This is a genomic window from Ectopseudomonas khazarica (assembly GCF_004521985.1).
GTDB lineage: Bacteria > Pseudomonadota > Gammaproteobacteria > Pseudomonadales > Pseudomonadaceae > Aquipseudomonas > Aquipseudomonas khazarica.
The window spans coordinates 235,099-247,453 of sequence record NZ_SBHZ01000003.1 but is presented as its reverse complement, the minus strand read 5'-3'; the positions used below and the strand labels follow the sequence as shown (position 1 = coordinate 247,453).

Sequence of the window (12,355 nt, the reverse complement as noted above, 5' to 3'; positions counted from 1 at the left end):
AGGAAACCCCCGCAACTCTTCGATTTCCTGCCCGTGGTATTCCCCTCTATGACTCGTTTGAAAGGCTCGGATCTCCTGGCCCTTGGCTTCATGACATTTGCGCTGTTCCTTGGCGCCGGCAACATCATCTTTCCGCCCAGCGCCGGCCTGGCTGCCGGGGCCAACCTGCTGCCTGCCGCAGTCGGCTTTCTCCTCACCGGTGTCGGGCTGCCCCTGCTGACCGTCGTGGCGCTGGCCCGTGTCGGCGGCGGCATGGACCTGCTCACCGCGCCGCTGGGCAAGGTCGCCGGTGCGATCCTGGCCGTGGCGGTGTACCTGGCCATCGGGCCGTTGTTCGCCACGCCACGCACGGCGGTGGTGTCGTTCGAGATGGGCATCGCCCCGTTCGCCGGCAACGAAGGCACGCCGCTGCTGATCTACACCCTGGTCTATTTCGCTGCCGTCCTGTTCCTCTCGCTCAACCCCGGGCAACTGGTCGACCGTATCGGCAAGTTCATCACCCCGGTATTGCTGGCTGCGCTGCTGGTACTGGGCGGTGCCGCGCTGTTCGCACCGGCAGGCGAGATCGGCGTGGTCGCCGACAGCTATCGCGAGGCGCCCCTGGTGCAGGGTTTCCTCCAGGGCTACCTGACCATGGACACCCTCGGTGCCCTGGTATTCGGTATCGTCATCGCCAGTGCCATCCGTGACCGTGGTGTCAGCGACGGCGCCCTGGTGACCCGCTACTCGATCGTCGCCGGGGTGATCGCCGCCATCGGCCTGTCGCTGGTGTACCTGGCGCTGTTCTACCTCGGCGCCACCAGCCAGGGCATCGCCGGTGATGCGGAAAATGGCGTGCAGGTCCTGACCACTTACGTCCAGCACACCTTCGGTACTACCGGCAGCCTGCTGCTGGCCGTGGTCATCACCCTGGCCTGCCTGACCACCGCCGTCGGCCTGCTGACCGCTTGCGGCGAATTCTTCAGCAATCTGCTGCCGGTGTCGTATCGCAGCGTGGTGATCGTTTTCGGCCTGTTCAGCCTGATCGTGGCCAACCAGGGCCTGACCCAGCTGATCAGCTTCTCCATCCCGGTGCTGGTCGGCCTCTATCCGCTGGCGATCGTGCTGGTCGCCCTGAGCCTGGCCAACCGCCTGTGGCTCTCGCAGTCCCTGGTTTTCGTGCCGGTGATGGCGGTGACTCTGATCTTCGGCGTGGCCGATGGCGTCGCAGCGACACCATGGGCAGACAAGGTGCCGGCGTGGTTCGGCCAGTTGCCGCTGGCAGGGCAGAGCCTGGGCTGGCTGCTGCCAGTGGCGATCACGCTGGCGCTGGTCGTGATGCTCGACCGCATTCTCGGTCTGCGCCAGGGCGCCACTGCCTGAGGCGCGTCGCCGTCAAAGCAAGGCCGCCCACGAGGCGGCCTTCTTTTTGTCGAACAAGTCGCCTGGCGCTCTGGCTATAATCCGCGGCAGTCATACAAGGAGTTGGCATGCTCGACAGCTACCCGTACCTGCCTCACTTTCTCGCCGTGCTCTGGTTCGTCCTGTGCTGGGGCGGCTACACCCGCTACGCGTCCTGGAAGGGCCGGACCACGCCCTGTCTCGCCAGCGTGCTGCACCTGTACCGCGAGGACTGGATGCGCCGCATGCTGCTGCGCGAGAACCGCATTGCCGATGCCAACGTGATCGGCAATCTGGAGCGCAATGCGTCGTTCTTCGCCTCCAGCACGCTGATCATCCTGGCCGGTATCCTCACCGTGCTCGGTGCGTCCGACCGGGCCCTTTCGCTGCTGGCCGACATTCCCTTCGTGCAACCGGCCAGCCGTGGCCTGTCCGAGATCAAGCTGCTGTGCCTGGGGGTGATTTTCGTCTATGCCTTCTTCACCTTCAGCTGGTGCATGCGTCAGTACAACTTCGCGGCGGTGCTGGTCGGTTCCGCGCCGATGGTGGGGGAGCGCCATGTCACCGAGCAGGAGCGCAAGGCGTTCGCCGAGCGCACCGCGCGGGTCATCTCGATGGCCGCGAACCAGTTCAACTTCGGCCTGCGTGCCTATTATTTCGGGATGTCGACGCTGGCCTGGTTCATCAACCCCTGGTTCTTCATGCTGGTAACCACCGGCGTGGTGCTGATCCTCTACCGCCGCGAGTTCCATTCGGATGTACTGGAAGTGATGGTCTATACCCCAACACCGGCTACGGACGTGGCCAAGGAGAAGAGTGAATGAGTCTGCCGTTCTGGTGTGTGTTCATCAGTGCCCTGTTGATCTTCATCGCCAAGGCGCCGGTCGCCAAGGCGATGGCCAAGGAGGGTGGTGGTCGCTACGACAACCACCATCCGCGCGCGCAGCAGGCGCGTCTCACCGGCTTTGGCGCACGCGCGCTGGCCGGGCACCTGAACAGCATCGAGGCCTTCCCGCTGTTCGCCGTCGGCGTGTTGATGGCGCATGTCACCCAGACCTACGGCGTGCTCGTCGACGTGCTGGCGGTGACCTTCGTCGTCAGTCGCGTGCTGTACCTGCTGCTCTACTGGTGGGACCTGCACTGGCAGCGCAGCCTGGTCTGGGTCGTGGGCCTGGCGTGCAGCCTGCTGCTGATGATCAGCCCGGCATTGAAATGAAAAAAGGCCCGCAATGCGGGCCTTTTCGCAGGTGCCTGAGGCTTATTCGCCGTCCACGGCGTCCTTGGCCTTGTTGCCGGCATCTTCGAGGGCGTTGGCCGCGTCGTCGGCCGCATTCTCGATCTTCTCGCCGGTGGTGGGCTCGTTGCCCAGGGCCTCGTTGGTTTTCTGCTCGATGGCTTCGCCGGTTTCCTCGGCCGCATTGCCCAGATTCTCCATGGCTTCGGAGACTGACTCCTTGGCTGACTCCATCTTGTCTTCCGGGGTTTTCTCGCAGGCGGCGAGACCCAGGGCGGTGGCAAGCAGAAGGGCATAAGTCAGAGGTTTGTTCACAGTCATCACTCCATGTGTGAGAGTTATAGGTGGCTGGGTTGACCCCAAGAGCGCACACCCACTCTGAACCTTGATCGACTGCGCAAGTTCCCTGCGTTTTCGTTTCGCTGGCACGACGCCGGTGTGAGGCAGCGCCTCGAGGCGCTATGATGCGCAGCCCTTTTTGCAGCCTGCCAGCGCGCGTGTCGGGCCGTTGCGCCGCGCCGGCGCCGCCCGGAAACGCGCCTGGCAGCTGCGATTCATTGTCCAACGCATGCGGACGTCAGGAGTGCCCCAGGCATTGCTGCTGGTGCGGTCGGGAGTAGAGAGATGAGTGAACAGTCGATTGAGGATCGCGCGCAGCGGTTTCTTGCTGCATTGCGTCATTGTCAGGTGCTCGGCATGGCGGTCGAGCGCGCTGACAGCAAGGGCCTGACCCTGCGCCTGCCGTACGCGCCGCACATCGTTGGCAATCCGGATACCGGCGTCATCCATGGCGGGGCGATCACCACGCTGATGGACACCACCTGCGGCATCTCCACCGTGTGCGTGCTACCCGAGTTCGAGATCTGCCCGACGCTGGACCTGCGCATCGACTACATGCATCCCGCCGAGCCGGGCAAGGATGTGTTCGGTTTCGCCGAGTGCTATCGCGTGACGCCCAACGTCATCTTCACCCGTGGCTACGCCTATCAGGATGACCCCGAGCAGCCCATCGCCCACGTGGTCGGCGCCTTCATGCGCATGGGCAAGGCCGCGCAAGGCGGCGGAGAGCTGAAACATGACATTCAGCAGGGTGGTGCGGCATGAGCGAGCTCAACCTGGAGCAGCTGGTCGCACGCGCGCACCAGCAGAACGACTACGACCCGCTGATCAGCCTGATCCCCTACGCCAAGCTGCTGGGGATCGAGTGCCTGCGCCTGGGCGATGACATGGTCTTTCGCCTGCCGGCCAATCGTGACTGCATCGGCAACCCGGTACTGCCGGCGCTGCATGGCGGCGTGATCGCCGGGTTCATGGAACATGCCGCCATGCTGCATCTGCTGATGTTCATGGGAATTCCACATTTGCCGAAAATCATCGACTTCTCGATAGATTACCTGCGCGCCGGCCATTATCGTGACACCTATGCGCAGTGCCAGGTCTGGCGCCAGGGGCGACGGGTCGCCAACGTGGCGATCAATGCCTGGCAGACCAGCCAGACCGAGCCGATTGCCACAGCCCGTGCCCATTTCAAGGTCGATGAGCCCTGAGCCCTTGTCGAGGTGATTGCTTGCATGACGGAACGGATCGGTAGCGCAGCGAAATGATGACAAGGAATCTGTAGATGGATGCGTTGCTGATAATCGGTGGTCTGCTGTTGATGCTGGCCGGTCTGGTTTGGCTGGTCATGCGGGCCTTCGCCACGAGCCTGCTGTGGGGGTGGGGCAGCCTGCTGCCGCCGCTCACCCTGATCTATGTCGTGCGCCATTGGGTGCGCGCACGCAGTGCCGTGATGCTCATCGGCCTGGGGGTGATCCCGCTGGTGGTCGGTTTCACCTTGCTTGCCAGCAAGGATGCCGAACGGCTTGCCGCGATCGTTCGCCTCGACTGGCTGAAGCCCGCAGCCCAGGCACCGGCCGAACTGGCCATCGACCTGGATGGCGAGCTCAACGGCCAAGCGTTTCGGCCGCAACAGGGCGAGCTGATCGATGGCGTGCTGAGCCTGCGTGAAGGGCTCGACTTCTTTGCCCTGCGCGAACTGAGCATCCGTTTGCCACAGCCTGTCGAGGGCCCCGTGCGCATCGACGTTCTGCCGCAGGACAGCGGCGATCTGCCGGAGGTGGAACTGAGCTGGCTGCTTCCGGAGCAGGACCTGCCCGAGGCGCGGCGCCTGAGCCGAGGCTACACCCTGCACCTGGATCTGCAGCCGCAGGCGCCGAATCGTCTGGTCGGTGACTTTCACCTGGTCCTGCCGCCGCGCTTCAAGACCAGCCTGAGTGGCCGTGTCGAGCTCTATCGTGACCGGCTGCGCTATGTCGACGGTCAGGTCGACAGGCGTTTCGACTCGCGCGACACCGTTGCCCATGTCCTGCAGGACTACCTGCAACGACGCTTCGCCAGCCGCGATGTGCATGACCTGAAGCTACCGCCGTTCACCTTTGGCGGCGACCGCCTGGAGCTGGAGGTCGAGGCCCGGGTCGAGCAGCGCGACGAGCGCCTGGCGCTGCGCCTGCACAAGAGCGCCAGCCAGGGCTGGAGTGTCGAAGGCGACCATTTCCCGGCGCTGCCCAAGGCCACCGTGGCGCAGGCCGCGCCGCCGTCCGAGGCGACCCCGACGGAGGAGCGCCTCAGCCGGCGTATCGATCGTCGTCAGCGCTTCAGCCTGGCACGCCTGCAGCGCAACCCGGAGCAGTACCGCAACCTCAGCATGCGCCTCAAGCGTGCCAGCGGGGGCACCGTGGAGGGGCGCTTCGTCGGCGTCGACGACGACGGCAGTATCCGCATCAGCCAGCAACTGGGTAGCGGCGGCGGGCAGGCCAGCTTCAGCTTCAAACCGCAGGAGATCGGCAACCTGGAGCTGCTGGAACCCTAGGCCCTTGAAATCCATCAGGTTGCCCCCATCTGCAGGACATCCGCCGCGATAGCGGTTCCTGTCCTGCAGATGGAGTTAGAAGACCATGAGTGTGGAAACTCAAAAAGAAACCCTGGGCTTCCAGACCGAGGTGAAGCAACTGCTTCACCTGATGATCCATTCCCTGTACTCGAACAAGGAAATCTTCCTTCGCGAGTTGATCTCCAACGCGTCCGATGCCGCCGACAAGCTGCGTTTCGAGGCGCTGGCCAAGCCCGAGCTGCTCGAAGGCGGCGCCGAGCTGAAGATTCGCCTGTCCTTCGACAAGGACGCCAAGACCGTCACCCTCGAAGACAACGGCATCGGCATGAACCGCGATGAAGTGATCGCGCACCTGGGCACCATCGCCAAATCCGGTACCGCCGATTTCCTGAAGAACCTGTCCGGCGACCAGAAGAAGGATTCGCACCTGATCGGTCAGTTCGGCGTGGGCTTCTATTCGGCGTTCATCGTGGCCGATCAGGTCGAAGTCTTCACGCGACGTGCCGGCGCTGCCGCCAGCGAAGGCGTGCACTGGTCGTCGAAGGGCGAGGGCGAGTTCGAAGTCGCCAGCATCGACAAGGCCGAGCGTGGTACGCGCATCGTCCTGCACCTCAAGAGTGGTGAGGAAGAGTTCGCCGATGGCTGGCGCCTGCGCAACATCGTCAAGAAGTACTCCGACCATATCGCCCTGCCCATCGAGTTGCCGAAGGAGCAGCACGGCGAAGACGCGCCGGCCGAGGTCGAGTGGGAAACCGTCAACCGCGCCAGCGCCCTGTGGACCCGTCCGCGTACCGAGATCAAGGACGAGGAATACCAGGAGTTCTACAAGCACGTCGGCCACGACTTCGAGAACCCGCTGTCCTGGAGCCACAACAAGGTCGAGGGCAAGCTGGAGTACACCTCGCTGCTCTACGTGCCGGGCCGCGCGCCGTTCGACCTGTACCACCGCGAGGCGCCCAAGGGCCTGAAGCTCTATGTGCAGCGCGTGTTCATCATGGACCAGGCCGACCAGTTCCTGCCGCTGTACCTGCGTTTCATCAAGGGCGTGGTGGATTCCAACGACCTGTCGCTGAACGTTTCCCGCGAGATCCTGCAGTCCGGTCCGGTCATCGATTCGATGAAGTCGGCCCTGACCAAGCGCGTGCTGGACATGCTGGAGAAACTGGCCAAGGACAAGCCGGACGACTACAAGGCGTTCTGGAAGGCCTTCGGTCAGGTGCTCAAGGAAGGCCCGGCGGAAGACTTCGCCAACAAGGAGAAGATCGCCGCTCTGCTGCGCTTCGCGTCCACCGCCGGTGAAGGCGACGAGCAATCGGTGTCGCTGGCCGACTACCTGTCCCGTGCCAAGGACGGGCAGGACAAGATCTACTACCTCACCGGCGAGAGCTACGCACAGATCAAGAACAGCCCGCACCTGGAAGTCTTCCGCAAGAAAGGCATCGAGGTCTTGCTGCTCACCGATCGCATCGACGAGTGGCTGATGAGCTACCTGACCGAGTTCGACGGCAAGCAGTTCGTCGACGTGGCGCGTGGCGATCTGGACCTGGGCAAGCTGGACTCGGAAGAGGACAAGAAGGCCCAGGAGGAAGTCGCCAAGGCCAAGGAAGGGCTGATCGAGCGCCTCAAGGGTGCCCTGGGCGAGCAGGTCGCCGAGGTGCGCGTGTCGCACCGCCTGACCGACTCGCCGGCGATTCTCGCCATCGGCGAGCAGGACCTCGGCCTGCAGATGCGCCAGATTCTCGAGGCCAGCGGGCAGAAGGTGCCGGACGCGAAGCCGATCTTCGAGTTCAACCCGGCGCACCCGCTAATCGAGCGCCTGGATGCCGAGCCGGACGAAGACCGTTTCACCGACCTGTCGCGCATCCTGTTCGACCAGGCCGCGCTGGCTGCCGGTGACAGCCTGAAGGACCCGGCCGCGTACGTGCAGCGACTCAACAAGCTGCTGGTGGAATTGTCCGCCTGACCGGCTAAGCTTGTGAAAAGCCCGCTTCGGCGGGCTTTTTTCATGGGGCGCGATAGACAGGCCGCAATTGACAAGAACTATCCCGTCGTTTCAGATGATTGCATTCCGATAGCATTTGTCGGCGTTTTCCTTGGGGTTGTATGTCGATTTTCGAGCTGTTCTTCATCATGGGTGCGGACCCCAGCGTCCTGATACTCAGCAGTTACGACCCCGTCCTGGTACTGCTGTCTCTTGCCATCTCCGTATTCGCCGCGGGCATGGCACTGCAACTCGCAGGCGAAGCCCGCAACAGCACTCAACCCATCGCCCGACAGGTCACCATTCTTACCGGCTCGCTCGCGCTTGGCGGGGGCATCTGGGCCATGCATTTCCTCGGGATGCTGGCGTTCGAGCTGTGTGCCGCCGTGCGTTTCGACCTGGGCATCACGCTGCTCTCGATGCTGCCCAGCCTCGGCGCCTCCTGGGTGGCCCTGAGCCTGCTGGCCCGGCCCAATCTGAGCCTGGTGCAGCTGTGCGTCGGCGGCGTGCTGGTCGGCGCAGGGATCGGGGCGATGCACTACAGCGGCATGGCGGCGATGGAGATGGCGCCGTTGCTGCGCTATGACCCCTGGATGTTCGCCCTGCCCATCGTCGTGGCCATCGGCCTGGCCATCATCGCGCTGTGGGTGCGCTTCGGCCTCGAAGGGCGCCTGCCTGCGCTCTGGGCCCTGCTGATCGGTGCCATGGTCATGGGCCTGGCCATCAGCGGCATGCACTACACCGGCATGGCGGCCGCTCGCTTCGTGGGCACGCCCGAGTCGGACAGCCCGATGGCCGTGGTCGACAGCGGCTACATCGCCATCGCCATTACCCTGCTGACCGTGGCGCTGACGGTGTTCGTGGTGGCCGCCAACACCCTGCTGCGCTATCGCCGCCTGAGCCTGCAGCTCAAGGCCAGCGAGCAGCACCTGCGCTCGATCTTCGACACCGCCCTGGACGCCATCGTGACCGTCGATTACGAAGGCCGGGTGCGTTCCGCCAACCCGGCAGTGACGGGCCTGTTCGGCTGGACGCCGCAGGAGATGGTGGGGATGCACATCCGTTCGCTGGTGCCTGCGCGCCTGGTGCGCGATGTGGAGGAGCGGCTGGCCAGCTACCTGCGCACCGGCAACCTGAGCCTGCCCAGGGGCGAGCAGGACCTGATCAGCCTGACGCGCCATGGTGAGGAAAAGCCCATACGCATCAGCGTCGGCATCACCCATGTCGACAGTCGGCCGCTGTTCGTGGTGTTCATCGCCGACATCAGCGAGCGGCAGCGCATGGAGAAGGCGCTGCGTGACAGCGAGCAGCAATACCGCTCGTTGATCAGCAACATTCCGGGGGTGTCGTTCCGCTGTCTGCTGGATCGCGACTGGACCATGCTGTTCATCAGCGATGCGGTGCAGACCCTGACCGGGCGCAGCGCTGACGACTTCATCAGCCGGCGCTGCTCGATCGCCGACATGTACCACCCGGATGACTACGAGCGAGTCGCCAGCGAGGTGGTGGAGGCGATCGAACAGGGCCGCAACTACACCGTCGAGTACCGGCTGTTCGACAGCGCCGGGGCGGAGCACTGGATCTGGGAGAGCGGCAGTGCGGTTTGCGACGAGCATGGCGTGCCGCGCTGGATCGACGGCGTGCTGCTGGATCAGACCGAGACCAAGCGGCGCAATGCCGAGTACGAAGGCAAGGTGACGGCCATCAGCAAGGCCATGGCGCTCACGGAGTTCGACCTCGACGGTACGATTCTCGATATCAACGACAATGCCCTGGCCCTGTATGGCTACGACCGGGCCGACGTGCTCGGGCAGCACCATTCGCTGTTCTGCGACCCCGAACTGGTCGCCAGTGCGAAGTATCGCCAGATATGGCAGGAGCTGCGCGCCGGGCATTTCCGTACGGGCGAATACCGGCGCATCGGCAAGGGCGGGCGCGAGGTCTGGATCCAGGCCAGCTACAACCCGATCCTGAACACCGATGGCAAGCCATTCAAGGTCGTCAAGCTGGCCACTGACCTGACCCCGCGGCGGGTGATGGAACAGGAACTGCGCGCCGCCCGTGATCACGCCGAAGCGGCCGCTGCGGCGCGCAGCAGCTTCCTGGCCAACATGAGCCATGAAATCCGCACGCCGATGAACGCCATCATCGGCTTTACCGAGCTGCTCCTGGAAACCTCGCTGTCGGCCGAGCAGCGGCGGCACCTGACGACGGTGCAGCAGTCTTCCCGCTCGCTGCTCGGGCTGCTCAACGACATCCTCGACACGGCCAAGCTCGACCGTGGCGCGATCGAGCTGGAGCAACTGGACTTTTCCCTGCGCGAGCTGTGCGAGCAGGTCGTTACGACCCAGCGCCTCGGCGCCGAAGGCAAAGGGCTGCAACTGCACCTGGATTACCCGGCCACGGTCAGCGACTTCTTCTGCGGCGATCCGCTGCGCCTGCAGCAGGTGCTGACGAACCTGCTGGGCAACGCGGTCAAGTTCACCCAGCACGGCGAGGTGTGCCTGAAGGTCTCTGGCGAGCCTGGTGCGATCCGCCTGGCGGTGAAGGACACCGGCATCGGCATCGCCGCCGACCGCCTGGAGAAGATCTTCGAGCCTTTCGCCCAGGCCGACGCCTCGATGAGCCGGCGTTTCGGTGGCACCGGCCTGGGGACCACCATTTCCCGTCAGCTCGTCGAGCTGATGGGCGGGCGCTTGCGCGTGGAAAGCGTCGAGGGGCAGGGCAGCTGCTTCAGTGTCGAGTTGCCCCTGCAGGTCGGTAAACGCTCTGCGCCTCAGCAACCGACCACGCTGCCGGAGCTGGGGGTGCTGAACATCCTGGCGGCCGATGACGTGCCGCAGAATCTCGAACTGCTGCAGCTCAATCTGCAGTACCGGGGCCACCAGGTACGCTGCGTTGCCGATGGCGAGAGCGCCCTGCGGGCGTTCGGCGAGGAGCGCTTCGACCTGATTCTGATGGATGTGCAGATGCCCGGTGTCGATGGCCTGGAGGCCACGCGGCGGATTCGCCAGCTGGAAGCCAGCGAAGGGCGCCAGGCGATACCGATCATCGCGTTGACGGCGAGTGTGCTGGATCGCGACCGTCAGGCCGCGCTGGACGCTGGGATGAACGCATTCGCCTCGAAGCCGCTGGACATGACTGCTTTGCTCTGGGAAATGGCCAGGCTGCTCGGCGTGACAGAAACCGCCCGTGCCGCGGGCACCAGCGGGCCACACCTGGAGACGGGGCTGTTCGACTGGGTGCGCGGCAGTCAGCTGTGGGGTGGTCCGCTGCGCATGGCCCAGGCGATTGCCGCCTTCATCAAGGAGCAGGGCGCGCTGGCGGCGAGCATGAGGCAGTTCCTCGAGGCCGCCGAGTGGGACGAAGGCCGGGCACTGGCACACCGCTTCCACGGCGCGGCCGGCAACCTCGCGCTGACCCGTCTGACGCAGCTGGGGCGCAGCCTCGAACAGGGTTTCGAGGCGCGTGACGAGGACAGTCTGCGCGCGCTTCTGGTCGAACTCGAACAGGCCCTGCAGGCCGTCATCGAAACGTTGCCGCAGTTGCCGGAGGAGAGCAATGCGCTAGAATCCGCGGCCGCTGATCCGGCCCTGCTGCGCGAGCGCGCCGGCCACTTGCGGGCCGTGCTGGTCAGGGGCGGGCTGGACGACCAGGCGTTGTCCGCGCTCGAGCAGGCACTGAGCGGCACGGCCTTTGCGAACAGCATGAGCGAGTTGCGCCAGGCCCTCGACGAGTTCGATTTCGATCAGGCCCTGGCTGCGCTGGATCGGTTGTTGTTGCAGCTGCAAGACGAGGAAACCACCCCATCATGAGCCCGGTCGCCGATACCCGTCCGCTGTTGCTGCTGGTCGATGACGAACCCACCAACCTGCAGGTGCTGCGCCATGTACTGCAGGATGACTACCGCCTGCTGTTCGCCAAGGAGGGGGCGCGCGCGCTGGAAATGGCCGAGCGCGAGCAACCGGCCCTGATCCTGCTCGACGTGATGATGCCGGGCATGACCGGCTACCAGGTGTGCGAGCAGCTCAAGGCCAACCCGCTGCTGCAGGGGATTCCGGTGATCTTCGTCACCGCCCTGGGCGATGTGGAGGACGAGACGCACGGCTTCGAGGTCGGTGCGGTGGACTACATCACCAAGCCGATCAGCCCGCCCATCGTGCGCGCCCGGGTGCGTACCCACCTGTCGCTGGTCAGGGTCGACGAGCTGACCCACACCCGTCTGCAGATCGTCCAGCGCCTGGGCATGGCGGCCGAGTACAAGGACAACGAGACGGGCCTGCATGTGATTCGCATGAGTCACTTCTCCAGGGTGCTGGCCCTGGCTGCCGGCTTCTCCGAGAGCGCTGCGGAGGAGTTGCTGCACGCCGCGCCCATGCACGATGTCGGCAAGATCGGCATTCCCGATGCGGTACTGCGCAAACCGGGCAAGCTGGACGATGCCGAATGGCAGGTGATGCGCCAGCATGTGGAGATCGGTGCGAGGATCATCGGCGAACACAGCTCCGGGCTGCTCAGGACGGCGCAGCGGGTTGCCCTGTCGCATCACGAGAAGTGGGATGGCAGCGGCTATCCCAACGGCCTCTGCGGTGAGGACATTCCCCTGGAGGGGCGCATCGTCGCGATTGCCGATGTGTTCGACGCCTTGACCAGCGTGCGGCCCTACAAGCAGGCCTGGCCCGTCGAGCAGGCGGTGGCCTTTCTGCGTGAGCAGAGCGGGCGACACTTCGATCCGCGCCTGGTGGAGCTGTTCATCGGCTGCCTGCCGGAGATTCTGCAGATCAAGGAACGCTGGGCCGAGCAGCCCGTCGCCTGACATGTCCTGTGCAACACTGCCGGGTGCTGCGGCTTGGTCATCGACCGCCGGCGG

General features: G+C 64.7%; 10 protein-coding genes. 9 read left to right on the top strand and 1 reads right to left on the bottom strand.

Going from position 1 to position 12,355, the window contains the following annotated elements:
- Positions 1 to 48: 48 nt before the first annotated feature.
- The 3 genes from brnQ (at position 49) to EPK82_RS04885 (ending at position 2,596) form a co-directional block, all read left to right on the top strand.
- Positions 49 to 1,362, top strand: a complete 1,314-nt coding sequence (gene brnQ / locus EPK82_RS04895) for a branched-chain amino acid transport system II carrier protein (RefSeq protein ID WP_134675934.1) — start codon at positions 49 to 51, stop codon at positions 1,360 to 1,362.
- Between the two features lie 107 nt (positions 1,363 to 1,469).
- Positions 1,470 to 2,204, top strand: a complete 735-nt coding sequence (locus EPK82_RS04890; protein ID WP_037051894.1) for a DUF599 domain-containing protein — start codon at positions 1,470 to 1,472, stop codon at positions 2,202 to 2,204.
- The gene (locus tag EPK82_RS04885; protein WP_037051896.1) at positions 2,201 to 2,596 is read left to right on the top strand and encodes an MAPEG family protein; all 396 of its coding nucleotides are present in this window, start codon (positions 2,201 to 2,203) and stop codon (positions 2,594 to 2,596) included. Before EPK82_RS04890 ends, EPK82_RS04885 begins: the two co-directional genes overlap by 4 nt.
- Before the next feature lie 42 nt (positions 2,597 to 2,638).
- On the opposite strand, the gene EPK82_RS04880 is transcribed toward EPK82_RS04885, so the two are convergent.
- Positions 2,639 to 2,935, bottom strand: a complete 297-nt coding sequence (locus tag EPK82_RS04880) for a hypothetical protein (protein WP_134675933.1) — start codon at positions 2,933 to 2,935, stop codon at positions 2,639 to 2,641.
- A gap of 303 nt (positions 2,936 to 3,238) precedes the next feature.
- On the opposite strand from EPK82_RS04880, the gene EPK82_RS04875 reads away from it, so the two are divergent.
- From EPK82_RS04875 to EPK82_RS04850, 6 genes are all read left to right on the top strand, one after another.
- Positions 3,239 to 3,718 carry a PaaI family thioesterase gene (locus tag EPK82_RS04875; protein WP_134675932.1) on the top strand — a complete coding sequence of 160 codons (480 nt, stop codon included), beginning with the start codon at positions 3,239 to 3,241 and terminating at the stop codon, positions 3,716 to 3,718.
- Positions 3,715 to 4,161 carry a PaaI family thioesterase gene (locus EPK82_RS04870; protein ID WP_037051907.1) on the top strand — a complete coding sequence of 149 codons (447 nt, stop codon included), beginning with the start codon at positions 3,715 to 3,717 and terminating at the stop codon, positions 4,159 to 4,161. Before EPK82_RS04875 ends, EPK82_RS04870 begins: the two co-directional genes overlap by 4 nt.
- Before the next feature lie 74 nt (positions 4,162 to 4,235).
- Entirely contained in the window at positions 4,236 to 5,483 is a 1,248-nt protein-coding gene (locus EPK82_RS04865; protein WP_134675931.1) for an MFS transporter, read from the top strand.
- A gap of 85 nt (positions 5,484 to 5,568) precedes the next feature.
- Entirely contained in the window at positions 5,569 to 7,467 is a 1,899-nt protein-coding gene (gene htpG / locus EPK82_RS04860) for a molecular chaperone HtpG (RefSeq protein ID WP_134675930.1), read from the top strand.
- A 140-nt stretch (positions 7,468 to 7,607) separates the two neighbouring features.
- Positions 7,608 to 11,300 carry a PAS domain S-box protein gene (locus EPK82_RS04855; RefSeq protein WP_134675929.1) on the top strand — a complete coding sequence of 1,231 codons (3,693 nt, stop codon included), beginning with the start codon at positions 7,608 to 7,610 and terminating at the stop codon, positions 11,298 to 11,300.
- A complete protein-coding gene (locus EPK82_RS04850) occupies positions 11,297 to 12,301 on the top strand; it encodes a response regulator (RefSeq protein ID WP_037051920.1) in 1,005 nt (334 codons plus the stop codon). The genes EPK82_RS04855 and EPK82_RS04850 overlap by 4 nt, the downstream gene beginning before the upstream one ends.
- Positions 12,302 to 12,355: the final 54 nt, after the last annotated feature.

Excerpts from the sequence above, each read along its gene's own strand:
- brnQ (WP_134675934.1), top strand. The coding sequence starts at position 49 with ATGACTCGTTTGAAAGGCTCGGATCTCCTGGCCCTTGGCTTCATGACA.
- EPK82_RS04890 (WP_037051894.1), top strand. The coding sequence starts at position 1,470 with ATGCTCGACAGCTACCCGTACCTGCCTCACTTTCTCGCCGTGCTCTGG.
- EPK82_RS04885 (WP_037051896.1), top strand. The coding sequence starts at position 2,201 with ATGAGTCTGCCGTTCTGGTGTGTGTTCATCAGTGCCCTGTTGATCTTC.
- EPK82_RS04880 (WP_134675933.1), bottom strand. The coding sequence starts at position 2,935 with ATGACTGTGAACAAACCTCTGACTTATGCCCTTCTGCTTGCCACCGCC.
- EPK82_RS04875 (WP_134675932.1), top strand. The coding sequence starts at position 3,239 with ATGAGTGAACAGTCGATTGAGGATCGCGCGCAGCGGTTTCTTGCTGCA.
- EPK82_RS04870 (WP_037051907.1), top strand. The coding sequence starts at position 3,715 with ATGAGCGAGCTCAACCTGGAGCAGCTGGTCGCACGCGCGCACCAGCAG.
- EPK82_RS04865 (WP_134675931.1), top strand. The coding sequence starts at position 4,236 with ATGGATGCGTTGCTGATAATCGGTGGTCTGCTGTTGATGCTGGCCGGT.
- htpG (WP_134675930.1), top strand. The coding sequence starts at position 5,569 with ATGAGTGTGGAAACTCAAAAAGAAACCCTGGGCTTCCAGACCGAGGTG.
- EPK82_RS04855 (WP_134675929.1), top strand. The coding sequence starts at position 7,608 with ATGTCGATTTTCGAGCTGTTCTTCATCATGGGTGCGGACCCCAGCGTC.
- EPK82_RS04850 (WP_037051920.1), top strand. The coding sequence starts at position 11,297 with ATGAGCCCGGTCGCCGATACCCGTCCGCTGTTGCTGCTGGTCGATGAC.